Consider the following 25,611-nt stretch of genomic DNA (forward strand, 5'->3'; position numbering starts at 1 on the left):
TGTAAGCGCGAAAATGTAAGCAAATACTGATTTTTATTAAAAATAAAACTGTATTTTTGGATAAAAACCAATTTAACCGCTTATGAAAAAGAAATTACTTACATTGTTCTTAGCCATGTCAATGGGCTGTTTTGCCCAACAGGCTATTGAAGGATTTGAAGGGGATGTTTTCCCTCCTCAGGGATGGACTATTTACGAGAATGGGGTTGGAGTATTACAATCCTGGACTCGGATAAATCCAGGAGATGCTTTTTTACCTCCTTATGAGGGAGATTATGCCGCTTTTATTAACAGGGAAGATGTTCCCGATACTGGCTCTGCTGCTCAGGATTGGCTAGTAACACCTTTGGTGAATATTACAGAACAGAATTCAACGCTGCAATTTTATTCAAGATTAACATTAAACGATGATCAGGGTACTAATTATAGGGTTATGATTAGTACTGACTCAGATCCTTCAGATCTTGCTCCTTATGTTTCTCTACAGGAATGGACTGAACTTGAAATTAACCCTTTACAAACAGAGTATAATGAAATCACAGTCCCTATACCTGAAGCTTATATAGGGCAGCAGGCGTATATTGCTTTTGTTATGGAAGGGGATAATGGAGACCGATGGCTTATAGATAATGTCTCACTTTTTGGGTATTGTGCACCTCCGGAAAACGTAACGGTTGTTGAGGTTACAGATACAACGGCAACAGTAACATGGACCGGCAACGAAGAAGCAGAGTGGGAAATAGAAATCATGCCTGCAGATGCCATGCCAACAGGGTCTGGGGTAGTAGCAAGTGAAAATACATTTGTTATTGACAACATCTCTACCGGAGCATATAAGTTTTATTTAAGATCAATGTGTTCAGAAGGTATAGTGAGTTCATGGGTAGGACCTTACTATTTTGATAATCTAAACAGTTTTGGAGGAGTTATAACTTATGACACTGATGGTGATGAGGTATGTGATTCTCCGGTTATGGGGGCAGAAGTAGTTGTAACCATTGGAGACGAACAAATATCTGTTTACACAGACAGTAACGGATATTATAGCTTAGGGCAACTGGAATATGATGTTACAGATGTTTCCATACAGGTAAATGCTCCTGAAGGATTTGAAGTAATGCCGTTGTATGAGGGAAATCTTGATTTTAGTGATGATGATCTTTCTGTCGATTTTTGTTATAGTATGCCTGATGCTGTTACCGACTTGGCTGTAACCCTTATCCCTGTAGGACAGGCTCAACCGGGGTTTAACAGTAATTATATTTTATCTGTAAAAAACAATGGTACAGTGGCTATGACTTCGGCAACAGTGTATGTAACATTTGATGATGAAAGGTTGGATTTTGAAAGTTCACCTAATACTTACACGCTTACAGATAATGTTTTAAGTTTTGATCTTACCGATTTATCGGCACTTTCAATTCAAGATATTCCTGTTTCTTTTTATGTATTGCCTCCACCTGATAACGAGGCTGATGATGAACTTGTTTTTACATCGGAAGTCACAATAGCAGAAACAGAAAACACTCCGGAAGATAATACAACGGTATTAAACCAGATAATAGTAAACTCTTTTGATCCTAACGATATTACGGTACATGAAGGAGATGAAATTACAATTGAGCAAGCAGGAGGTTATCTGCATTATACTATCCGTTTTCAAAATACAGGAACAGCCCCTGCTGTAAACGTAAGGCTGGAAAATATACTTGATGACACCTTTGACTGGGAAACTTTTGAGCCGTTAACATCGAGTCATGATTATGCGGTTACCAGAGAGGGTAATGCACTGGAATTTCGTTTTGATGGTATTTATCTTGCCGACAGTACGTCAGACGAGCCGGGCAGTCATGGTTATGTAACCTACAGGGTTAAACCAAACAGTTCGGTTGCTTTAGGAGATATGTTTGACAGTACAGCCGATATTTATTTTGATTTTAATCCGGCTATTGTAACTAATACTGCTAATACCGAAATAATTGAACTGTTAGGCGTTAACCAGTATACTGCTAATGATTTTGTTTTATACCCTAACCCGGTTAGTGACAGGCTTTATTTTGGCTCTCAAAACGGTGAGGAACTAACATCAGTACAGGTATATAATGTGAACGGAAAACTTTGTGTGGAACAAGCCAATCCGCAGGGAGGTATAAATGTACAAACCCTGCAACCTGGCTTATACTTTATAAAGCTCAGTACTCAGGCTACAGTACAAAACATGAAATTTATTAAGAAGTAATATAAAAAAGGCAGGTTTAAAACCTGCCTTTTTTATTTATGAGTATTTCATTTTTCGTAATACGCGCATGGCCTCTTTAAAGGAAACATATACCGATGGGTCTTCATAAGCCTTTAGTAGCGGTTTAGCGTCTACCAGTCTGTCTTTAGCATCCTCAAACCCATTTAAGTAGCAAATCATAAAGGTGGAAGAGAGGTTGTTTATATCTCTTTTTTCCCTTTCTGATAGCGATATGCCTTTTTCCAGTTTTGCCAAAAGGGAGAGGTTGGAATTGTAAATATGATACATCATTTTACGATTGTATTGTGGCGGATCGAATATCAGGTTAGAATCTATCTTGTAGTATCCATTGTCATGAAAACGAATGGTTACTTCTTCCAGCGGATAATAACTGGTTTTGTCATTAAGTCCGAGTGATACATATTCGGTAATGGAAAAAGTATCATCGGTATGGTCAATACTTACCTCGTCTAGAGCTGAATAGAAAAGCTTTACCTGTTCGTTTATCAGTTCTATATCCACTCTGGAATAATAGGTTTTGCCTCTAACCACTTTTTTATTTCCTGCCCAGCACACTATAAACAGTTCCTTGAACACTTTATAGCCCGATGTCATATCTTTATGACGGGTGTTGAGAAAATCTAGCACACCTTCTAACGTATGGGCAATACTGTTGCGGGAATTGTTCTCTATATCAATAACCGTAGATGTATTTTGATAGTTTAATGAAGGAACTTCCTCTACCGGAATGGAATTACTGCCCAGTCGCATAAAAACCGTACCCATAGGTATGGTGTAAATATTTTTTTTAAAGTAAGAAATCTTGTTGTTGGGGCGTATGGTTACCAGTCCCACCACTTTTTCTTTTGAGAGTTGTGGGAATGGTACATTTTCATACTGAATGCGGGGCGGGTTTTCCAAAAAGGCATTCACTAAATTTTGAATGCGGCTGTCATCATAAAAATCGGTCCCTGTTATTTCATTATCATGGTCTTCCACCCCCACAACGATATAAGAGTTGTTAGAAGGGTTGGAGTTAGACAATGCGCATATATGTTTAACAAACTTGGCTTTTCCTTCTTTAGTATGAAGATTAAGCTGACGCTTCTTGTCATAAAAACTGCTCTCATCGTTGTGAGCCAGCAGGTTTTTTATAAGAAGTCGTTTGTTAATCATTGTTTTTAAGGTTACTTGTTCCTGGTTTAGGGTTACTTGCTGACGGATTAAACTTACTGCCTTTGTATTCGGTAGAATTAAGATAAACTATAAATGCGCCTAATTTACTGTTCTCCAAATTGATTTTTACAGTTAAATTCTCAAATTGTTCTTCATTTATATGCTTTCGGTCTAATGCTCGGTATAGTTGTGACTTTAATTCTCCACAGGATCCTTTGGCAATGCTTAAAAAATGGATAAACTCCCTGTTTCCACTTCTCTCAAAAACTTCAGCAATATTATCCATTACTGAGCCAGAAGACCTAGACATTTGATTACGCAAGTCAAAATCTTTTCCTAAAGGTGTTCTTTCAAATAATAGCCATATATCATTACAGATATCTCTGGCGGATTGCCATACCTGTAAATCTTCAAATGTCTTTATTTTAGCCATAAACTATCTGTAGTGTATTAACCCGCAACCAATAACATGGAACGAGGAACTGTTTTACACTTTTTTGTTTAAGATTGTAGCACTTGCCTGTGCAGTTGGCAGTACCAACAGATCGGCTATATTTACATGGTATGGTCTTGTTACCACAAAGGTGATAATATCGGCAATATCTTCTGCTTTTAAGGGGGAATACCCTTTGTATACATTTTCGGCACGCTCTGTATCTCCTTTAAAACGTACTTCAGAGAATTCTGTTGCAACAAGCCCCGGGTTTATTGCGCCCACACGAATACCATATTGGTTTAAATCCATTCGCATACCCTGATTAATGGCATCAACGGCATGTTTTGAGGCGCAGTATACATTCCCGTTAGGGTAAACCTCTTTCCCGGCTATGGATCCTATGTTTATAATATGTCCGCTGCGACGTTCCACCATACCCGGTATAACCTCGTTAGATACATACAGTAGCCCTTTTACGTTAATATCCAGCATGGCATCCCAATCGTCTACATCTCCGTTTTCAATAGGGTCGAGGCCATGGGCATTACCGGCATTGTTCACTAGTATATCTATGTTCTTCATATCGTCGGGTATTGACTGTATTGCCTCGGCAACAGCCTCTTTATCCCTAACGTCAAAATTAAGTGTGTGTACTTGTGTTAGTCCGGAAAACTCATCCTGTAGCTCTGCCAGGCGTTCTTCACGCCTTCCGCATAAAATAAGCCTGAAATGATTTTTTGCGAAGTAGGTTGCCGTGGCTCTGCCTATACCGCTGGTAGCTCCCGTTATTAATGCTGTTTTCATAGTGGTAAGTAGTTAATGTTATGCTATCCTTATTTAGTTTCTGTATTGTTTATTACGGCACTTTATTTCCTATGCTTTCTGTCCAAATGGCAAACCAGTCTTCCAGTTCCAGTTGTACATCTACAGCTTTCATCTGGTTTTTAAGCCTGTCAGGATTAGTAGAACCTGACACGGGAATGATACCTGCCGGATGCCTTAATATCCATGATAATAAAATCACATCGGCAGTTACTTCATATTTGGCAACCAGTTCCAAAAGTAGTTTTTTAAGGCGTTGGGTTTGTTCGGTATCTTCTTTAAAAATGCAGCCTATAGGACTCCATGCCATTGGTTTTATATTGTTTAGGGTCATGTAGTCCAAAGTGCCGTCCAGCATAGGTTCAATATGCGTAGCTGAGAATTCTATCTGGTTACAAAACACTTCTGTCCTGGATTTGATGAGGTCGGTTTGGGAATTGGTAAAGTTGGAAACCCCGAAGAAACGTATTTTTCCCTCGGCTTTCAGCTTTTCGGCTGCCTCTGCAATTTCATCGGGATTCATAAGCGGACTTGGCCTGTGCAGCAACAGTATATCAAGATAATCGGTTTCCAGGTTTTTAAGTGAACCTTCGGCCGATTTGATAATGTAGTCTTTGGAATAATCGTAATGTTTTACCTTATTGTTGCGTATACCTATAGTGTGCTGGATACCACACTTGGAAATAATCTGTACATCTTCCCGTTTTACCTCGCTGTGGGTAAAAGCTTTTCCAAATTCACCTTCGGTAGTATAACCGCCATAAATATCGGCATGGTCAAAAGTGGTGATGCCGTACTCAATGCATTTGTGAATCATTTCTGACATTTCGGCAGTGCTGAACTTCCTGCTCCATTCACCCCAGTTCATAGCACCGGCTATAATGGGAGATAACTTAATATCCATATATTTTTAATAAGATTTTTATTGTGATAAATTTACGTTTTTATATACTTAAACAGCGCTGTGTTCGTTTTAATTGCTGCAATTTTTATCGATTTTACAGTTCTTTTGGCTTAAAATTATAAAAACAATGAACCGATTTGTTATAACTTGGATGTTTTGATGTAGCATTAACACTACGTTAACAATAAAAATGCAATTTCGGCAATGAATTTGTAATGTAAAAAAAGCTTATTAACTTCACACTTCTAAACTCTATATACTATGGAAGAAAATACTGCCGCTTTAGACATAAGGGCAATTAATGAGAAAATAGAAAGAGAAAGTGCTTTTGTAGACCTGCTTGTTATGGAAATGAACAAGGTAATTGTTGGGCAAAAGTATATGATTGAACGTCTTTTAATAGGACTTCTGGGTCAGGGGCACATCTTGCTTGAAGGTGTACCGGGACTGGCAAAAACCCTAGCTATTAATACCCTTTCGCAGGCGGTACACGGAAGCTTTAGCCGTATACAGTTTACGCCCGATTTACTTCCTGCCGATGTAGTGGGTACCATGATTTATAACATAAAAGAAAACGAATTCAGTATTAAGAAGGGACCCATTTTTGCCAACTTCGTTCTTGCCGATGAGATTAACAGGGCTCCTGCAAAAGTGCAGTCGGCATTACTTGAGGCGATGCAGGAAAAGCAGGTAACCATTGGGGAAACCACCTTTAAGCTGGAAAAACCGTTCCTGGTAATGGCAACGCAAAATCCGGTAGAGCAGGAAGGTACCTACCCGTTACCGGAAGCACAGGTTGACCGTTTTATGCTGAAAGCCGTTATTGACTATCCTAAAATTGAGGATGAGCGTATGGTAGTACGCCAAAACCTTGCGGGCTCGTTTGATAAGGTAAACCAGGTAGTATCGCTGGAGCAGATATTAAGGGCACAACAGGCCGTTCGTGAAGTATATATGGACGAGAAAATAGAGAAGTACATACTTGACCTGATTTTTGCCACGCGTTACCCTGAACAGTACAACTTAAGCGAACTGAAACCACTTATAAGCTTCGGTTCATCGCCAAGGGGAAGTATCAACCTTGCACTGGCATCAAAGTGTTATGCTTTTATCAAGAGAAGAGGTTATGTAGTGCCTGAAGACGTAAGAGCTGTAGTACACGATGTGCTTCGTCACAGAATTGGTGTTACCTATGAGGCTGAAGCCGAAAACATAACTTCTATGGATATTATCAATAAGATAGTAAACCAGGTAGAGGTGCCATAAACCGTCATAAAGTCAAATGTCATAAAGGGATAAGCAGTATCGCTGTGCTTTATGACTTTAAAAACGTTAGACTTTTAGACTGTAAAGATTATGGATACAAAAGAGATATTAAAAAAGGTACGTAAAATAGAGATAAAAACCCGAAGGTTGAGTGATCATATCTTCTCGGGTGAATATCATACATCCTTTAAGGGGCGTGGTATGACGTTCAGTGAGGTACGCCAGTATCAGTTTGGAGACGATGTAAGGGCTATAGACTGGAATGTTACCGCACGTTACAACGAACCTTACATCAAGGTTTTTGAGGAAGAGCGTGAGCTTACCATGATGCTAATGGCCGATGTGAGTGGCTCTGAAAGCTTTGGTACCAAAAACCAGTTCAAAAGGGAAATTGTAACCGAAATTGCTGCAACCATGGCATTTTCGGCAACTCAAAACAATGATAAGATAGGACTTATCCTTTTTTCAGATGAAATTGAGCTTTTTATTCCGCCTAAAAAAGGAAAATCACACGTGCTACGAATCATTCGTGAGCTTATAGAATTTCAGCCTAAGAGCAAAAAAACCGATGTTTCGCAGGCGCTTAAATTTCTGTCGGGCGTACTTAAGAAAAAAGCTATTGTTTTCCTTATATCCGATTTTATGTCGGACGACTATGAACACAATCTGAAAATAGCAGCCAAAAGACACGATATTACAGGTGTTAGAGTATACGACCAACGCGAGGAAAAAATACCTAACCTGGGTCTTGTAAACATGACTGATGCCGAAACCGGACAGACCATGCTGGTTAATACCGGTTCTAAACAGGTAAGGCTTGAGTATGAAAAATACTATCAGGGTAAGGTAAAGTACTTTAACGAAACCTTTAGCCGATGTGGTGCCGGGTCACTAAGTACCCGTGTAGACGAGTCGTATGTTACTAAGCTGCTGGGCTATTTTAAATCACGATAGTTTGGGTTAATAATCATGATAAAGATGACCAAAACAAAATTATTTTCGTTTTTGCTGATGCTGCTTGCGGTTAGCGGATTTGCACAGCAAAAGCAGGTGGAAACAAGTATCGACTCCACTAAAATTAAAATAGGGTCGCAGTTTCACCTTACTTTAAAAACCACTGTAGATACGGCAGCTAACGTAGGCTTTCCTGAAGGTAAAAACTTCGGACAGCTGGAGGTGCTGGAATCCTATCCTACAGATACGATAAAGAAGGGAGCACTGTATGAACTTATTAAAAAATACGGACTTACACAGTTTGATTCCGGGCGCTACGTAATACCAAGTCTTCCGGTTATTATTGATAATGAGCCATATCAAACCGATTCGCTTAGTATAGAAGTAGCCAATGTAAAGGTAGATACGCTAAAACAAAAAATGTATGATATTAAGGATATAGCCACAGCCGAATCTAAAATGAGCTGGTGGTGGCTGTATGTATTATTAGGACTGGCAGCACTTGGTGCAGCCGGTTATTTTGTTTACAGGTATCTTAGAAACAGGAAGGCTGCTCCAAAAGAAGCCCCTGTTGTATTTACAAGCCCTATAGAAAAAGCTACGGTTAAGCTTAGGGATTTGGAGAAAAAAGATCTTTTACAACGAGGTGCGATAAAAGATTACTACAGTGAACTTACTGATATTGCCCGTACTTACATTGAAGAAGCGATACACGTGCCGGCAATGGAAAGTACGACCAGCGAACTTATAGAGGCAATGCGTGCCGCAGTATCGCGTAAGCGTATGGCGCTTACAAGGGAAACTTTTGAAGAACTTGAAAAAGTACTCCGCACGGCAGATATGGTAAAATTTGCCAAGTCCAAGCCGCTTGACTTTGAGGTGGCGGAAGACCGAATGAAAATAGAAAAAACCATTGTGGTTATAGATAAATCCATTCCGGAAGAGAAGGAAGAGGATGAAGAACATACACTGGCCTGGCTTGAAAAACAACGTCAAAAAGAGGCAAAAAGAAAAAAGAATATCATTATTGGAAGTTCAATAGGAGTAGTGGTACTGCTTGTTGCAGGCTTTTTAGTGTTTAAAGGAGTCGACTTTATTAAGGATAATTTCTCGCCTACAAACCAGTTGTTAAAAGCCGAATGGGTAAAAAGCCAGTACGGTAATCCCGGAGTTATTATAGAAACTCCTAAAGTGCTTAAAAGGGTGGATGCCGAGAAAACTTTGCCAAAAGAAGCTATTGCTGTTGTGAAAGAGATGCAAATGTTTAGCTATGGTATGCAGTTCAGTAATTTTTATGTGGCGGTTTCTACGCTTAGCTATAAAAAACCTACAGATGTAAAACTGGATATGCTTTTTGATGATATGTCTAAACAATGGGAAGCCTTAAAGGCAAAAGATATATTAGTAAAACAGGATAGCTTTACTACACCTGATGGTGCCGAAGGCTTAAGGGCTTATGGTAGTATGAGCATGCCAAATCCATTAGGTGATGGTGGTGTGAAATACGATTATGAGATACTGTATTTCAAACAGGCAAACGGTATACAACAGGTAGTAATGATGTATCCTGCAACAGATGAGGATGCTCCTAAAATTGTGGACAGAATTAAAAACTCAGTCGAATTCAGAAAACAAAACTAAGATGAAAGATGTCACTTTTTTACATCCCGGTTTCTTTTGGCTGCTTACGTTACTGCCACTGGCTATAGGATGGTATATATGGAAAAGAAAACAGCAAACGGCTACGCTTAAAATAAGTTTGGTAAACGGATTTAAAGTAAAGCCATCATTGCTGGCAAGATTAAAACCAATGCTGTTTGTATTTAGGGTACTGGCTTTAAGTGCTATGATTATAGCAATGGCAAGACCACGAAGTGTTGATGTGGACAGTAAAACAAAAACTACCCGCGGTATTGATATCGTTATGGCGATAGATGTTTCGGGCAGTATGCTGGCGAAAGATTTGAAACCCAACAGGCTTGAGGCACTTAAAACCGTTGCCGAGAAGTTTGTGGACGAACGACCAAACGACCGTATCGGACTTGTGGTTTACGCCGGAGAGAGTTACACTAAAACCCCTGTTACCAGCGATAAGGAAATGGTAAAGGCAGCTATAGAGTCGGTTAAATATGACGACAGGGTACTGGAAGACGGTACCGGTATAGGCGTGGGGCTTGCCACGGCAATTAACAGGCTAAAGGAAAGTAAGGCGAAAAGCCGTATCATAATATTGCTTACCGATGGTGTAAACAATGCCGGGTTTATTGACCCAAGAATGGCTGCCGATATTGCTAAGGAGTATGGCATAAAGGTATATACCATTGGCCTGGGTACTAACGGTAATGCTGAAATGCCTTATGCAAGAAAGCCAAACGGAGAATGGGTATACAGAACCATGAAAGTAGAGCTTGATGAGGCACTTATGAAAGAGATTGCCGAGAAGACAGACGGTCAGTATTTCAGGGCAAATTCAAACAGCAAGCTGGAGGCAATTTATGATGAGATCAACAAGCTTGAAAAAACCGAAATAAAAGAGCTTAAGTATTATAATTATACCGAAAAGTACAGACCATACCTGTGGTTTGCTTTCGGGTTGCTGCTTATTGAGATCATTGTAAGAAAAACGGTTTACAGAAGTTTTATTTAATTATGTACGAATTAGACGAGTCAAAATATTTGTATTTGTTTGGAGTGCTGCCGGTTTTGGTACTGCTGTTCCTTTTTAACTTATACTGGAAAAGAAAAAAACAACGTGAGTTTGGCGACGCCGATTTGGTGAAGCGATTAACTCCCGAAAAATCGGTGTTTAAGCCCGTGCTTAAATTTATAGTACTTATGCTGGCACTTTCGGGTATTATACTGGCTTTGGTAAATCCTAAAATAGGGACGAAAACCGAAACTGTAAAACGTGAGGGTATAGATATTGTTTTTGCCATTGACGTATCCAAGAGTATGCTTGCCGAAGATATTGCGCCAAACAGGCTTGAAAAAGCCAAACAGATAGTATCGCAAATCATCAATCAGTTGGGGACCGACAGGATTGGTATAATAGGGTATGCGGGAGGTGCTTATCCGGTACTGCCTATCACATCTGATTATAGTGTGGCAAAAATGTACCTGCAAAACATGAATACCGATATGGTTTCATCTCAGGGAACAGCCCTTAGCCAGGCTATAGAGTTGGCTACCACTTATTATGATGATCCGCAAACCAGTAAACTGCTTGTACTTATAAGTGACGGTGAGGATCATGGAGAAGGATCGATGGAAGCTGCCGAAGCTGCTAAGGAAAAAGGAATAAAAATTATCACTATTGGTGTAGGTACCGAAAAAGGAGGAACCATTCCGCTGAAGCGTAACGGTGTAACAGAAAGCTACAAACGTGATAAGGATGGAGAGGTAGTAATTACTAAATTATACCCTGATGCGCTTAAAACTATTGCCGAACGTTCTAACGGTGGTTATATTTATGGCGGAAATACCAGGGACGTAACCGAATATGTAAAGAAAGCACTGGATAATATTGAGAAAACCGAATTTGAGTCGAAAGAAATTGCTACTTACGATTCGCAGTACCAGTGGTTTTTAGGGGCAGCGTTTTTACTGCTGTTTATAGATGTTTTCCTTTTAGACAGGAAAACGGCATGGATAAGGAAGTTAAACCTTTTTAATGAAAAAGAATAAATGAAAGGATTAGTAACATATAGTTTGCTTTTATGCTCGCTTGTGGCTTTCTCTCAGGAAAAGGAGAAGGACAAAAAAGACGAATACCTTTCAAAAGGGAATAAGGAATTCTCTAAAAAGGAATATGTAGAGGCTGAGGCAGATTACAGGATTTCGCAGTCTAAAAATCCTACCAATCCGCAGTCAATGTATAATCTTGGTAATGCTATTTACAGGCAGGGTAAGCCCAGTGAAGCCATGTATGCTTATTTTGATGCCATAGAGAAGGCTGAAACCAAGAAAGACAAGCACAGGGCTTATCATAATCTGGGTAATATGCTCATGGAGCAAAAGGATTACCAAACGGCTGTAGAGGCCTATCGTAATGCTTTGCGAAATGATCCTTATGATGAGGAAACGCGTTATAATTTTGCTTTAGCGAAGGAAATGCTGAAAAACAATCCGCCGCAAAATCAAAACCAGAACGAGGATAAGAACGACGAAAATAAGGATCAGAATAAAGACCACAACGACAAGAATCAGGATAAAAATCAGTCGGGAGATAATAAAGACGACAAGAACAAAAAACCTGAGGATAAGGGTAACGACCCTAAAAAGGATAAGGGAGACGATCAGAAGGACAAAGGCGGTAAAGAAGATAAGGATAAGCAGGACGATAAAGGTGAAAACAAACCGGGCGACGGTCAGCAGGGAGATCAGGATCAGAAACCGCAACAGGCCAGTCCTTCAAAACAACGAATGGAAAATCTTCTTGACGCTATGAACAACGAGGAGAAAAAAGTCCAGGATAAGATAAACGCCGAAAAAATAAAAGGCGTACCAAGAAACAGGGAAGAAAAAGACTGGTAACAGTTTAAAAAGATTGGATACTTATTTGAAAAATATATATTGTTCAGATTAAGGAATTGAAAACGATGAAAAGATACATCTTACTAATACTATTGTTATTTGCGCAGGGTGTTTTTGCCCAGGACGTTGAGTTTAAAGCCGAACCCAGCCGAACCAAACTGGGGGTAAACGAACGCCTTAGGATAAGTTTTACCATGAACAAGGACGGAGATAACCTTGTACCTCCTTCTTTTAACGGATTTAGGGCACAGGGGCCTATGCAAAGTATAAGGAATTCGTGGGTAAACGGTAAGCATACTTACAGCAAGAGCTATGATTATACCCTTATACCTACTTCAAAGGGTACTTTTACCATTGGTTCGGCAAGTATTGAAATAGAAGGTAAAATATATAAAACAGATCCTGTTACTATTACTGTAGGAGATGCAGTTAAGATTTTGGATCCGTTTGAAGCGGCTAAGCAAAGTGCTGCCGAGGGTATTCACCTTGTGGCTGAGGTAAGTAACAGTAACCCATACATTAACGAACCTGTTAGTGTGGTGTATAAGCTTTATGTTAGCCAGAACAGTAGTGTAACCAATTTCTATGAAACCGAAAATCCTAAATTCAACGATTTTTGGAGTCAGACAGATCGTACCGATCCGCAAAACCTTAAGATAGAAAAGGGGATGTATAATGGTGAAATGTACCGTTATGTGGTATTACAAAAAACAGTGCTATATCCGCAAAAAAGCGGTAAGCTTGAAATAGAACCTTTATTGCTTAATGTGACCTTGCAGGTACCTACAGAGCGTAACCGTTTTGGTTTTGTTAGTTATTCCAATGAGGATAAGGTAGTGTCTTCAGGAAGTAAATATATTAACGTAAAAGCATTGCCTGACGAAGGCAGACCTGATGATTTTACCGGTGCTGTAGGTAGCTTTGATTTTAAGGTAACACCTTCCAAAACCAATCTGGAAACCGGAGAATCGCTTCAGTTGGATGTAACCGTTAGCGGAAAAGGTAACCTAAAACTGTTCACACTGCCTAAGCCTGTAGTGCCATCGGCTCTTGATATGTTTGATCCTGAGCATAAGGAAAACGTATCGGTGCCATTATCAGGTATGACAGGTAAAATATCCGATGTTTATACTATAGTGCCGCAAAACAGAGGTAAGTACCCTATCAAACCACTATCATTCTCGTATTTTGATCCAAAGGCAGGTAAGTATAAAACCATAACTTCTCAGGATATTATGATTGAAGCTACCGGAGATGCCGTGGCTTCAAATACACCGTCAGACAGTACAGGGGTTCAAAAGCAATCGGTACAGTCGTCACAGCAGTTTAGGTTTGTGGATCTGGATACCAAACTGGTGGCTATGGACAGGGAAGATTTCTTTGGTTCGGGATTATTTTACTCATTGCTGTTTGTTCCGTTCCTGTTAATACCCGTAATAGTACTGGCAAGGAAGAAAAAAGAAGCTTACGACAGTGATGTGGTAGGTAATAAAATAAGACAGAATAACAAACTGGCTAAAAAATACCTTTCGGCAGCCAAGAAAGAGCTGGGTAATAAGGAAGCATTTTATGTAGCGCTTGAAAAAGCCCTTCATAATTTCCTTAAGGCCAAGCTGCGTATTGAGACTTCCGAAATGAGTAAACAAAACATAGAGGAACTGTTACTTAATCGAAAGGCAGATGCACAAACGGTAACCGATTTCATCAAGATAATGGACAGTTGTGAGTTTGCCCGTTATGCACCGTCATCGGGTACAGCAATGCAGCAGGACTATCAAAGTGCGGTAACAGTAATAACCGCTTTAGAGAAACAGGTTTAACATGTTTTTTGAATCAGGCAAAGTAGAGATACAATGAAAAATTTAGCATATATACTATTGTTTTTTACGCAGCTAATAGCTGCACAATCGGCATTTGATAAGGGTAATGAACAATACAGAGAAGGCAATTATCAGGCAGCCGTACAAAGTTATGAGAGCATCCTTAAGGAAGGAAAGGAGTCGGCCGAAGTATACTTTAACCTGGGGAATGCCTACTATAAGCTTAATGAGGTAGCTCCGGCTATTTACAATTATGAGAAAGCCCTGCTGTTAAAACCTAACAATAAGGATGTAAAAATAAACCTTGGGTACGCTCATAAAATGGTTATTGACGATATTAAGGAAGTGCCAAAGGTGGGCTTTACTAAACTGTTTTACGGTATGGTAGGCACTTATCATTATGATACCTGGGCATGGATAGCTGTAGCCTTTGCTTTTGGCGTATTGCTGTTTTTTGTGGGCTACTACTTTGTGGGATCTACAGCACTAAAAAGAATATTTTTTGCAGGGATATTTCTTTCGTTACTAGTTATAGCTGTCAGTATAATATCAGCTGTGTTTGTAAAAACACAGGAGTCTAAAATGCGTCCTGCTATAGTGTTTAGTGAAGTAGCATCGGTTAAAAGTGAACCACTAACAAATGCACCGGATGCCTTTATACTGCATGAAGGCTCTAAAGTCAATGTTGTTGAGGTACTGGGTAAATGGAAGAAAATCGAACTTGCAGACGAAACAACAGGTTGGATAAGCGATACCGATATTAAAGAACTGAAAAACTAAATAGTCTGTTCATCGCTAAATACTTCCGGTTTTTCTTCCGGTAACTGCTGTTCTTTAAAGTCGGTAAACCATTCTTCCAGAATAGGGAAAATGGTGTTTGATATTTCCAGCATCGGGTAAAAAAAGATGGATTCCTCTAAGGTCTCTTCCTTAGCCAGTACGTTATTGCTGTTTAGTTTTAGAAAAAAATTAAGGGATACACTCAGTATCAAAACCATTTTAAGGAAGCCAAACACCCCGCCCAGAATTCGGTTAAGCAGTCCCATGCTGGCAAAATCGGCCAGTTTGGTAAAAAACTTGGCAAGAAGTATTATTCCCAGCACTACGCCAATAAAAGTGATTAAAAATGCAGTTATGGATATATAGCGTGGTTCCCATTCCACATACTTGATAAGCACACCTGCCAGGAAACCCGAAAATTTCAGGGCGATAAAAATTCCGGCAATTAGAGAAACGAGGGAGGCCAGTTCTACAAATAAGCCCCTCCACAGTCCTTTTATAAGTCCGTAAAGCAGTAATCCGCCCAGTATAATATCAATAACACTCATTGAAAACAAAGTTAGCAGACTTTGGTAATAATCCAAATACAACGATTACTTATAATTACAAAGCAAGTAACTATCTTTGCGCTTTAAAAAAAGATATAATGTCAAGGGACGAACAATTAAAGATACGCTGGGATCAGCTTGTAGATATATTATCCAAACGTTTTGCCGATGGTGAAATGCTGGATCTCGATGCCATAATTTACCTTATAGGGGTACAGGAACTGGGCAAATTTAAACGCAAGTTTAAAAAAGACGATAAAATCAACCTTATGCATATTGCCATTTGCAGGCTGTTAGAGCCTTATGGTTATTATGAATTTGATTATTTTGACGAAGACGGATGGCCGCATTATACGGTTAAGGAAGAGCTTCCGCCGTTAAAGGCAGGGGAGCAGTCTGTTTTAATGAAAGGTGCTATTGTAGACTACTTTTTGGAAAAGGGACTTATTTCATAATTGGGTTTATAATCCATAAATATTAAATATACCCTAAAAATAGGTGGCACATCATTTTTAAAATGCATAAATTTGCACACTTTTACTGAACAACGATGATAGAAAAGATTAAAAGTTATATTGCTGAAGCCGAAGCTTTTCAAACCCAAAACAAGGAAGAGCTGGAAGCATTCAGGATTAAGTTTCTGAGTAAGAAAGGTATTGTAAATGACTTTATGGCCGAATTTAAAAATGTTCCAAACGAGCAGAAAAAAGAATTCGGACAGGTTATTAACGCCTTCAAATCAGCAGTACAAAACAAAGTTACCGAACTTCAGGATGCTATGGAAAGCAAAGAGGAGGCTAAAGGCGTTTATGGCGACCTTTCGCGTCCGGGAGAGCCTTTCCAGGTAGGGTCACGTCACCCTATATCTATTGTGAAAAACCAAATGATAGATATATTTGCTAACATTGGGTTCAACGTATCTGAAGGTCCTGAAATTGAAGATGACTGGCATAACTTTACGGCACTTAACCTTCCGGAATACCATCCGGCAAGAGACATGCAGGATACGTTTTTTATCCAAACCAATCCTGATGTGCTTTTAAGAACACATACATCATCAGTACAGGTCCGTTATATGGAGGAAAACAAACCGCCTATCCGTACCATTTCTCCGGGAAGAGTATTCAGAAATGAGGCTGTTTCAGCACGTTCTCACTGTATATTCCACCAGGTTGAAGGTTTGTATATTGATAAAGATGTTTCTTTTGCCGATTTGAAGCAAACCCTGCTTTATTTTACAAAAGAGATGTTTGGTAAATCTAAAATACGTTTACGCCCTTCATATTTCCCGTTTACTGAGCCAAGTGCCGAGCTGGATATTTACTGGGGACTTAAAACAGAAACCGATTACAGGATCACTAAAGGTACCGGATGGCTTGAAATAGGCGGTTGTGGTATGGTAGATCCAAACGTGCTTAAAAACTGTGGTATTGATGCCGAGAAGTACAATGGTTTTGCCTTTGGTATGGGTATAGAAAGAATAGCGATGCTGTTATACCAAATTGGCGATATCAGGATGTTCTATGAGAACGATGTACGTTTCCTTGAGCAATTCAAATCAAGCATATAATTAAAAGGCCCGCAACTGCGGGCCTTTTTGTTTATCCTACTTTTTTAAGAGTATATTTTTCTTTTTGTTCGCCTTCTATAGCAGTGCCATCCGGGGCGAGTACCTTAATGCTGTTTTCCTGAACCTTAAACTTTCTTCCCATCCCGTTTTCATCCAGGGTAATAATACTTCCGGTATCATCCCAGGTAAAACTTCCCGTATTCATGTTAGCTGTTTCCTGTTTTTCAAGATAATGTTCCGACAACGAATAGGTGTTGTTGTCGTTTATCTGTAGTTCAATTTCAATTCCGGGGCAATCTGCACAGGGAACAGTGCCACTATATACCCCTGTCCAATCTAAAGAATTTTCACTGTTATCCCCTGTAGGTACTGATGTTGAGGGGTTTTCTGTGCCTGTTGTGTCGGTAACAGTTTCGGTTTGGGTTTGTTCATCCGACGATTTTTCCCCATTTTTGCATGATGTAAAAGCCAATAGGGCCAAAATAGCTAGTGCTGAAATTTTTTTCATGGTGTTTTGGTTTAATAATGTTTAATAAAAATTTAGAGGAATTTAAAGGTACTAAAATGAGGAAAGATATTACAATACCTGTGGTAGAAAATGTTTATGTCGCAGTTATGCAGGAGTGGAATGAAGATTTTAATGAAAACACATGGTATGCTTATCTGATTAATGATAACAAAGACAAAATTGAAACAGCCATAGTGGTGTCAAACGCTAATGGTGTAATTGATGGTGAACAACGCAAAACTTCCATGATGCGCCATGCTTACCAGGAAGTACCGGGAAATTCGGCCGTAAAGATCGAAATGATGGACAAAACTGTTTTACAGTTACACAATAAGTTTATGGTAACTTATTTTAAAGACAATGTAATGTATGAGAAAGACTATATTTTCATTGCAGGATCTATTAACGAAGATGATGTGGAGGAACTGCCTGTTATTGAGAAAAAAGGTATTCTTAGCAAATAAGCATGCAAAACATAATAAAAAAGCTCCGGAAATCCCGGAGCTTTTTTATTATACGCAGTAAGCGTTGGTTTTATGAGGTAATTTTTTCATCTTTATCAAAATTTTTAGCTAAAAAATGAATAAATCATTATTACTGCTTTTACTGCTGTTTACTACGGCTGTTTTTTCCCAGTCGAGCAATTATTCTCAATATGTAAATCCGTTTATAGGGACAGGTGGTCATGGCCACACTTTTCCGGGGGCTACAGTGCCTTTCGGTATGGTGCAGTTAAGCCCTGATACCCGTATTGACGGTAGTTGGGACGGTTGCGGAGGCTACCATTACTCTGATTCGGTTATCTACGGTTTTTCACATACCCATCTTAATGGTACAGGGGTTTCAGACTTTGGTGATATTATGCTGATGCCCACTATGGGTGAACCAAAACTGGATGCCAGGGAGTATTCCTCTTCATTTTCACATGATAATGAAACTGCTTCTGCCGGATATTATTCGGTACTTCTTGATGACGATGGCATAAAAGCTGAACTTACTACAACAACAAGGGTAGGTTTGCATCAGTATACCTTTCCTAAAAAAGGTCAGGCTAATATTATACTGGACCTTAACCATCGTGATAAGCTCTTAATGGGAGAGGTAAGAATTATAGATGAGAAAACCATTGAGGTGCTTAGGGAGAGTTCGGCATGGGCACGTGACCAATATGTATATGCCCGAATTGAGTTTAGTTCTCCTGTAAAGGTAACGGCGGTAAACAACAATGCTTTTGCTCCGGCGAAAGTGACCGATAAATTTTTTGCGGGTTCGTTATTAGCCATCAGCTTTAGTAAAGAAGTGAAAAAAGGGGAGAAGTTATTGGTTAAAGTAGCGCTATCGCCAACAGGTTATGAAGGCGCTGCTAAAAATATGAAGGAGGAAATGCCACGTTTCAACTTTAAAAAGACCCTAAAGGCAGCTAAAAGACTTTGGGATAAGGAACTTTCTAAAATTGAAGTGACTACAGATGACAGTGAAAAACTGGCTATTTTTTATACAGCTTTATATCATACTATGATGCAGCCTAACATCGCTATGGATGTAGATGGTATGTACCGTGGGCGTGATAATGCTATCCACAAAGCGGAAGGATTTGATTATTACACTGTATTCTCGCTGTGGGACACTTTTAGGGCGGCACACCCATTGTATACCCTTATCGATGAAAAACGCACGTCAGACTTCATAAATACGTTTATAAAGCAATATGAGCAGGGCGGCAGGCTTCCGGTTTGGGAACTGGCCAGTAATGAGACCGATTGTATGATTGGTTACCATTCTGTTTCGGTTATTGCCGATGCTATGGCTAAGGGAATTGAAGGATTTGATTACGAAATGGCTTTTGAGGCTGCCAAACACAGCGCCATGCTGGATCATTTAGGACTTGAAGCCTACAAGGAAAACGGATTTATAAGTATTGATGATGAACACGAAAGTGTATCTAAAACCGTAGAGTATGCTTATGACGACTGGTGTATTGCCCAAATGGCAATGATACTGGGTAAGACAGATGAGTACAACTACTTTATGAAGCGTTCTCAATACTGGAAAAATATTTTTGATCCTGTAACGGGTCACATGCGTCCTAAAAAGAACGGTGGCTGGGAAAAGCCCTTCGATGCCCGTGAAATCAATAATAACTTTACCGAAGGCAACAGCTGGCAGTACAGCTTTTTTGTGCCTCAGGATATAGAAGGACTTATTGCTGCTTATGGCGGAAATAAAAAATTTGAAACCAAACTTGATGAAATGTTCAGCTTACCAAGTAAAACAACTGGTCGTCATCAGGCAGATGTTACGGGTCTTATAGGTCAGTATGCACATGGCAACGAGCCAAGCCACCACATGGCTTACCTGTATAACTATATTGATAAACCCGAAAAGACTACTGAAAAGGTACATTATATACTGAATGAGTTTTATAAAAACACACCCGACGGACTTATAGGAAATGAGGACTGCGGGCAAATGAGTGCCTGGTATGTGTTAAGCAGTTTAGGACTGTATGATGTGACTCCGGGAGATAATTACTGGCAAAAAACTGAACCGTATTTTACAGAGGCAAAAGTACATTTGGAAAACCGAAAAACGGCTGTTATAAGAAAGTCTGATTATAAGGAAGACCTTAAGTTTGTTGATCCTGTTGTTGGTACTCAGGCTCAGCCTTATACTAAAATAGTTCCGGTGCTTGCTATAGAAGCAGAAGGGAAATCGTTTAAAGGAGAAACAACAGTAACCTTAAAAGCTCCTTTTGGTGCAGAGAAAATGTACTACATTATCAATACTCCGCTAAACGAAAATGAAAACAGGGTGTTTGAAGAATATACTGCGCCTTTTGAGGTTACGGAAAGCTGTGAAATACGTGCCTATATTGAAACAAACCGTAAAATAAGCCATGTGGTTACAGCCAATTTTGTAAATAAGCCAAATGATTATACTATTGATACCAAATCTAAATTCAACAGTATGTACCATGCCGGAGGCCCTGAAGGACTTATAGACGGGATAGAAGGTACTACCAACTGGCGTAAAGGTGACTGGCAGGGATATCAAAATCAGGATTTTGAAGCGGTAATCGATTTGCAGAAAGAAATGCCTGTTAATACTATCGAAGCTGGCTTTTTGCAGGATAGCCGTTCGTGGATATTAATGCCTGTAAAAGTGGAGTATTATGTTTCGGATAACAACAGTGACTTTACCTTAGTAAAAACCATTGAAACCAAAACAGATGCAAGGCAGGATAATGTGATAGAACATTTCACGGCAGAACTTAATAATATAACTGCACGATACGTAAAAGTAAAAGCCTATAACTTCGGTACACTGCCGCAATGGCATCAGGGTGCCGGCGGGCAGGCATTTATATTTATAGACGAAATAACAGTTAAGTAATAACAATAAATGAAGAAGATGGCCTAGTTGCCGTCTTCTTCATTTATAGCCACTTCGGTTTTTTCCTCATGCTCTCCAGGGAACATAAACGAGATTATTACCGATATAAGCAGTACACCGCCTACTACCATTAATGATACCGGAGAGGAAATATGGTAAAACGGACTGATAAGCATTTTCACGCCAATAAAGGAAAGGATAACAGCTAAGCCATAGTGTAATTTACTAAACATGTACATAAAGTTGGCCAGTAAAAAGTAAAGAGCTCTTAATCCAAGTATGGCAAAAATGTTTGATGTGTAAAGAATAAAAGGATCATCCGGTGCGATGGCAAAAATTGCAGGGATAGAATCTACTGCAAAAAGCAGGTCGGTAAACTCAATAACGGTTACTACAACCAAAAGGGGAGTAGCTATTCTTACCCCTTCCTTTATTACAAAAAAGCGGTCGCCTTCAAAGTCTTTGGTAACTTTAAAGAAGCGGTATATCAGTTTGGCACCCGGACTCTTGGAGAAATCTTTGTTTTCGTCATCATCCTCATGCGCCCCCCACGATTTGATTCCGGCAAAAAGCAAAAAGAAGCCAAATAAGGTTAAAACTACATTGACGCTTACCATTTGTCCGAAAATTTCCATTTCGGGCAAATAGGTCATGTTTATAAGCTCTACGCCCGTAAATATGAATATAGCACGGAATACAAGCGCACCAATAATACCCCAAAACAGCACTTTATGATGCAGGTACTTTGGAACATTAAAGAACCCGAAAACCATAATGAATACAAAGAGATTATCTACCGATAGGGCTTTTTCTATCCAGTAAGCACTTTGAAACTGTGCAAACTGCTGGAAGCCCATTAAATAATAAATTACCCCGCTAAAGGCCATAGCCAGCGATATCCATACAATAGACCATGTTAATGCTTCCCTGTTGCTTATTTCGTGGCTTTTTTTGTTAAAAACACCAAGGTCAAGCAGTAGCATCACGACAACAAGAATGGTAAACCCGGTTAATATCCCCGGATGATTTATAAGATGGTCATGGTTCATGGGTAGTTGTTTTAATCCAGTTTATCTGTAAGCTTTTTAAATACGGGTTTAGCATCTTTTCCTTCATATAAAATACTGTAAACAGCATCTATAATAGGGGTTTTTGCTTTGTATTCCTCATTTAGGTTAAAAGCACTTTTTGTAGCATAATATCCTTCGGCAACCATGCTCATTTCCATCATGGCCGATTTTACCGTGTAGCCCTTTCCTATCATGTTACCAAACATCCTGTTTCTTGAAAAAACTGAATATCCAGTAACCAGAAGGTCACCCAGGTAAGCCGAATTGTTTATATTACGTTTCATTTTATGCACTTTGCGTATAAACTTTTTCATTTCCCTTATGGCATTACTCATTAACAGCGCCTGGAAGTTATCACCATAACCCAGTCCGTGTGCAATACCGGCAGCAATAGCATAAATATTTTTAAGCATGGCTGCATATTCGGTACCTACAATATCGTCAGATATTTTGGTTTTAATGTAATAGCTGTTAAGGTTTTTAGCCATTACCTTAGCCTTTTTCTGGTCGCCGCAGGCAATGGTAAGATACGAAAGTCTTTCCAATGCAACCTCTTCAGCGTGGCATGGGCCTGTTATAACCCCTATGTTGTCATAAGGGATATTGTATTTTTCATGGAAGTGTTCACCCACAATAAGGCTGGTTTCCGGTACAATACCTTTAATGGCAGAGAAAATAACTTTTCCGTCAAGGCTTTCTGTAAGTTTTTCCAGTTCGGTACTTAAAAAAGCCGACGGTATGGCAAAAATTATATAATCGGCATAAGCTACCGCCTCATTAATATCGTTTGTAAGCTTAAGTTTTTCGGTGTCAAATTCAACCGAGCTAAGGTAGTTCGGGTTGTGCTTTTGCAGCCTTATATGTTCAATGGCATAGGTGCTCCTCATATACCAGGCAACATCACTAACATTTTCACAAAGCATCTTTGTGATTGCTGTTGCCCAGCTTCCACCACCTATTACAGCGAACTTAGGAGTATCATTCATTTTGTTTGTTTTTTGCAAAGCCCAAATGTACTTAAAAATAAGGCATGTGCCAATGGCTTTTTAGGTTAGCATTATTGGTAAAATGGCATATTCGTAAATATTAACATATAATTAAGTGCTTTCAATACAATTTAAGTTGAGACGGGTGCGTTATTTAATAGAATTTTGTTTTAGACGAAGTTTACAACAAGGTTAGTTAAATTTTTTGTTTTTGGTGTTTTAAAAGGCATTCACGGTGTAGCCGGAATGCCTTTTATTTTTTTAGTAACTCATTTCAACAATGGCCTTCACTTTTTCGGGAGTAACGTTTTGGCGTTCCCCAAGTCCTTTCCAGCCGCGTTCCTCAAAACGTTTTACTATAAACTCGGCCGTCTTTTCATAGTCGGCTGTATAGTTTGATATTTTGGTTTCCATACCCATAGTATGGAAAAACTGAACGGTTTTCTCAATAGCCTGTGTTGCAGCCTCATCTATATTACCTGAGGTAATGCCCCAAACTCTTTTACCATACTGAGCCAGTTTTTCCTTTTTGGAGTCAAACATTACCCTGTATAGGTTTGGACCTATTATGGCAAGTGTTCTGGCATGGTCTATTTCATAAAGAGCCGTAAGTTCATGACCTATCATGTGCGTAGCCCAATCGGTAGGTACGCCTTTCTGGATAAGTCCGTTAAGTGCCATAGTACAGCTCCACATAAAGTTTGATGCCAGTTTGTAATCTGTTGGGTTCTCAACAACATCAGGGCCTATCTCGATTAAAGTTTGCAATATGCTTTCGGCAAAACGATCCTGAAGCAAAGCATCATGAGGATAAGTTAAGTACTGTTCCATTACATGGGTATAGGCATCTATTACTCCGTTTTGTAACTGTCTTTTAGGTAGTGATGCAATAACCGTAGGGTCACAAATGGAGAACTGCGGGAATACAGCCGGACCTCCAAAGGATAGTTTTTCCTGTGTTTTTTCAATAGTTACTACTGCCCCCGAATTCATTTCGCTACCTGTGGCAGGAAGGGTAAGCACGGTGCCAAATGGCATAGCGTTGTTTTCAATGCGTATTCTTTTTACCAGAATATCAACAGGGTCACCTTCAAAGTTTACGGCAGCCGAGATAAATTTTACCCCGTCTATTACCGATCCACCGCCTACAGCCAGTATATAATCCAGTTTCTTTTCACGGATTAATGTAACTGCTTTCATAAGGGTTTCATAACGTGGGTTTGGCTCAATACCGCCAAACTCGGTAACCTCATATCCTTTTAAGGCTTCGGTAACCTGGGCATGCACGCCGTTTTTAAAAATACTTCCGCCGCCATAGGCCAAAAGAACCTTTGCATTTTGAGGTATAAGTTTAGATAGTTTTGCGATTTGTCCCTTGCCAAATACCATATTGACAGGGTTATAAAGTTCAAAATTCAGCATGATTATAAATGTATTTTACCCAAAGTTACGAAATACCTTAAGATTTGCTGATAATGGAATGTTAAGTGTCTGTTTTATAGCTGTTTTTAAACAGAAGCTATTTTTTGTAGAAAAGATTATGGTCTATATATTCCCAAACCTTTTGAGGCAGTAAAGGTCTTACCTCTTTCCCGTCCCTTATACTGTTACGTATAAAAGTAGAAGAGATCTCAATAACCGGAGCATCAATTTTATGGATTTTATGATTGTTTATAAGCTCCTCGTTGGCATTTTCGTTATTAATACGCGGGTATACATAAATATCATGGTTTTCCAGTATGACTTCATAATTCTTCCATTTGTGAAGGGAATTAAGGTTGTCTTCTCCCATAATCAGGGAAAACTCATACGAAGGGAATTTTTCCTGCAGGTGTGCCAGTGTATGCACGGTATAGTTAGGCTGTGGCAGTCGAAACTCAATATCGGTAGGCTTTAGTCTGTCGTAAGTTTCGGTTGCCAGGAAAACCATTTCCAGGCGGTGATGGTCTTCCAGCAGCGTACTTTTCTTTTTAAGCGGATTGTGTGGGGTAACTACCAGCCATACCTGATCCAAGTCGGTAAACTCGGCCATGTGATTGGCGATTATCAAATGTCCTGTATGTATGGGATTAAATGTCCCGAAGTACAATCCTACTTTCATCAGTTTTTATATTATCAAGTTCTTCAATAAATTCTTTTTCACTGAATTTTTGATTCTTGTAATCAATTGGGTGAACAATATTAATATCGTTATCCTCATGCTTAATTATTAGCAAAAGATCACCATAAACAGTTTTATACACATTTGTATAAAACACAGCTGTGTATTTTAAGCCTTTATGATTAAATACATGCTGTTTTTTACAGAAACTAAACCTGTTCTTTTTATCGTAACTATACTCAATAAGGTTTTGTTCAATATAGTTGTACGGACTTTCTGAAAAAAATCTTTTTTCCTTTTTACCTGCTATATAAAAAAGAATCAGCAGGTATAGGGGAACAAATAAAGCAAACGCAAATGTCGCAACAGCTGAATATAATAACGGTTTAAGGCTCAGGTTCCCCGTTGATACTATTACAATAAAAGATAAACCAAAAGTGATAGAAAAAATTAAAGCAAAGATATTACTCAATGCTTTGTGGTTTCTTTTAATCTCTTCTGTCAT

The 25,611-nt window shown here is 39.2% G+C and carries 24 protein-coding genes; 13 read left to right on the plus strand and 11 right to left on the minus strand.

The genetic code is table 11. The features are described from left to right. Positions 1-82 precede the first annotated feature (82 nt). Positions 83-2,239 (plus strand): T9SS-dependent choice-of-anchor J family protein, encoded by a 2,157-nt coding sequence (locus Q763_RS08265; protein WP_035133121.1) that lies wholly within the window; start codon positions 83-85, stop codon positions 2,237-2,239. A gap of 36 nt (positions 2,240-2,275) precedes the next feature. On the opposite strand, the gene Q763_RS08270 is transcribed toward Q763_RS08265, so the two are convergent. Genes Q763_RS08270 through Q763_RS08285 form a run of 4 tightly spaced genes read right to left on the minus strand, consistent with a single transcriptional unit; the run spans position 2,276 to position 5,577 of the window. Then, complete coding sequence (locus Q763_RS08270; RefSeq protein ID WP_035133123.1) at positions 2,276-3,415, minus strand: ATP-binding protein; 1,140 nt, start codon at positions 3,413-3,415, stop codon at positions 2,276-2,278. Next, positions 3,408-3,848, minus strand: coding sequence for a four helix bundle protein (locus Q763_RS08275; RefSeq protein ID WP_052123327.1), 441 nt, complete (start codon positions 3,846-3,848; stop codon positions 3,408-3,410). Before Q763_RS08275 ends, Q763_RS08270 begins: the two co-directional genes overlap by 8 nt. Positions 3,849-3,902: 54 nt before the next feature. Then, positions 3,903-4,655, minus strand: a complete 753-nt coding sequence (locus Q763_RS08280; protein ID WP_035133125.1) for an SDR family NAD(P)-dependent oxidoreductase — start codon at positions 4,653-4,655, stop codon at positions 3,903-3,905. A gap of 52 nt (positions 4,656-4,707) precedes the next feature. Further along, a complete protein-coding gene (locus Q763_RS08285; RefSeq protein ID WP_035133128.1) occupies positions 4,708-5,577 on the minus strand; it encodes an aldo/keto reductase in 870 nt (289 codons plus the stop codon). A gap of 261 nt (positions 5,578-5,838) precedes the next feature. Between Q763_RS08285 and Q763_RS08290 the strand changes: the two genes are divergently transcribed. From Q763_RS08290 to Q763_RS08325, 8 genes are all read left to right on the plus strand, one after another. Then, positions 5,839-6,843, plus strand: a complete 1,005-nt coding sequence (locus tag Q763_RS08290) for an AAA family ATPase (protein WP_035133130.1) — start codon at positions 5,839-5,841, stop codon at positions 6,841-6,843. A gap of 90 nt (positions 6,844-6,933) precedes the next feature. Beyond that, complete coding sequence (locus tag Q763_RS08295) at positions 6,934-7,797, plus strand: DUF58 domain-containing protein (protein WP_035133131.1); 864 nt, start codon at positions 6,934-6,936, stop codon at positions 7,795-7,797. 24 nt (positions 7,798-7,821) lie between these two features. Then, the gene (locus Q763_RS08300) at positions 7,822-9,438 is read left to right on the plus strand and encodes a BatD family protein (RefSeq protein ID WP_035133133.1); all 1,617 of its coding nucleotides are present in this window, start codon (positions 7,822-7,824) and stop codon (positions 9,436-9,438) included. A gap of 1 nt (position 9,439) precedes the next feature. Continuing rightward, the gene (locus Q763_RS08305; RefSeq protein WP_035133135.1) at positions 9,440-10,444 is read left to right on the plus strand and encodes a vWA domain-containing protein; all 1,005 of its coding nucleotides are present in this window, start codon (positions 9,440-9,442) and stop codon (positions 10,442-10,444) included. Positions 10,445-10,446: 2 nt separating this feature from the next. Further along, the gene (locus Q763_RS08310; protein ID WP_035133137.1) at positions 10,447-11,481 is read left to right on the plus strand and encodes a vWA domain-containing protein; all 1,035 of its coding nucleotides are present in this window, start codon (positions 10,447-10,449) and stop codon (positions 11,479-11,481) included. After that, positions 11,482-12,330 (plus strand): tetratricopeptide repeat protein, encoded by an 849-nt coding sequence (locus tag Q763_RS08315; RefSeq protein WP_035133139.1) that lies wholly within the window; start codon positions 11,482-11,484, stop codon positions 12,328-12,330. It abuts the gene before it with no gap. 65 nt (positions 12,331-12,395) lie between these two features. Then, positions 12,396-14,150 carry a BatD family protein gene (locus Q763_RS08320; RefSeq protein WP_035133141.1) on the plus strand — a complete coding sequence of 585 codons (1,755 nt, stop codon included), beginning with the start codon at positions 12,396-12,398 and terminating at the stop codon, positions 14,148-14,150. Positions 14,151-14,183: 33 nt separating this feature from the next. Further along, positions 14,184-14,930 carry a tetratricopeptide repeat protein gene (locus Q763_RS08325; protein WP_035133143.1) on the plus strand — a complete coding sequence of 249 codons (747 nt, stop codon included), beginning with the start codon at positions 14,184-14,186 and terminating at the stop codon, positions 14,928-14,930. Here Q763_RS08325 and Q763_RS08330 read toward each other — a convergent pair. After that, the gene (locus tag Q763_RS08330; RefSeq protein WP_035133144.1) at positions 14,927-15,478 is read right to left on the minus strand and encodes a CvpA family protein; all 552 of its coding nucleotides are present in this window, start codon (positions 15,476-15,478) and stop codon (positions 14,927-14,929) included. The two genes, Q763_RS08325 and Q763_RS08330, sit on opposite strands and share 4 nt — an antisense overlap. Positions 15,479-15,576: 98 nt before the next feature. Between Q763_RS08330 and Q763_RS08335 the strand changes: the two genes are divergently transcribed. Both Q763_RS08335 and pheS read left to right on the plus strand, forming a co-directional pair. Beyond that, on the plus strand, positions 15,577-15,933 hold the full coding sequence (locus tag Q763_RS08335; RefSeq protein ID WP_035133146.1) for a hypothetical protein: 357 nt from the start codon (positions 15,577-15,579) through the stop codon (positions 15,931-15,933). Between the two features lie 95 nt (positions 15,934-16,028). Continuing rightward, positions 16,029-17,048 carry a phenylalanine--tRNA ligase subunit alpha gene (gene pheS / locus Q763_RS08340; protein ID WP_035133148.1) on the plus strand — a complete coding sequence of 340 codons (1,020 nt, stop codon included), beginning with the start codon at positions 16,029-16,031 and terminating at the stop codon, positions 17,046-17,048. 31 nt (positions 17,049-17,079) lie between these two features. On the opposite strand, the gene Q763_RS08345 is transcribed toward pheS, so the two are convergent. After that, positions 17,080-17,556, minus strand: coding sequence for a copper resistance protein NlpE (locus Q763_RS08345; protein ID WP_035133150.1), 477 nt, complete (start codon positions 17,554-17,556; stop codon positions 17,080-17,082). A gap of 56 nt (positions 17,557-17,612) precedes the next feature. Between Q763_RS08345 and Q763_RS08350 the strand changes: the two genes are divergently transcribed. Next, positions 17,613-18,020: a hypothetical protein gene (locus Q763_RS08350; protein WP_035133428.1), complete on the plus strand. Its 408-nt coding sequence runs from the start codon at positions 17,613-17,615 to the stop codon at positions 18,018-18,020. A gap of 115 nt (positions 18,021-18,135) precedes the next feature. Continuing rightward, complete coding sequence (locus Q763_RS08355; RefSeq protein WP_035133151.1) at positions 18,136-20,949, plus strand: GH92 family glycosyl hydrolase; 2,814 nt, start codon at positions 18,136-18,138, stop codon at positions 20,947-20,949. A gap of 23 nt (positions 20,950-20,972) precedes the next feature. Here the strand turns inward: Q763_RS08355 and Q763_RS08360 are convergent, their stop codons facing one another. From Q763_RS08360 to Q763_RS08380, 5 genes are all read right to left on the minus strand, one after another. After that, positions 20,973-21,998, minus strand: a complete 1,026-nt coding sequence (locus Q763_RS08360) for a TerC/Alx family metal homeostasis membrane protein (RefSeq protein ID WP_035133153.1) — start codon at positions 21,996-21,998, stop codon at positions 20,973-20,975. 11 nt (positions 21,999-22,009) lie between these two features. Continuing rightward, complete coding sequence (locus tag Q763_RS08365) at positions 22,010-23,005, minus strand: NAD(P)H-dependent glycerol-3-phosphate dehydrogenase (RefSeq protein WP_035133155.1); 996 nt, start codon at positions 23,003-23,005, stop codon at positions 22,010-22,012. A 261-nt stretch (positions 23,006-23,266) separates the two neighbouring features. Then, a complete protein-coding gene (locus Q763_RS08370) occupies positions 23,267-24,427 on the minus strand; it encodes an iron-containing alcohol dehydrogenase (protein WP_035133157.1) in 1,161 nt (386 codons plus the stop codon). A 97-nt stretch (positions 24,428-24,524) separates the two neighbouring features. Then, positions 24,525-25,106 carry a nicotinate (nicotinamide) nucleotide adenylyltransferase gene (nadD, locus tag Q763_RS08375; RefSeq protein WP_035133159.1) on the minus strand — a complete coding sequence of 194 codons (582 nt, stop codon included), beginning with the start codon at positions 25,104-25,106 and terminating at the stop codon, positions 24,525-24,527. After that, on the minus strand, positions 25,075-25,611 hold the full coding sequence (locus Q763_RS08380; protein WP_035133161.1) for a hypothetical protein: 537 nt from the start codon (positions 25,609-25,611) through the stop codon (positions 25,075-25,077). The genes nadD and Q763_RS08380 overlap by 32 nt, the downstream gene beginning before the upstream one ends.

The sequence above is a fragment of the Flavobacterium beibuense F44-8 genome (genome assembly GCF_000769915.1).
Classification (GTDB): Bacteria; Bacteroidota; Bacteroidia; order Flavobacteriales; family Flavobacteriaceae; genus Flavobacterium; species Flavobacterium beibuense.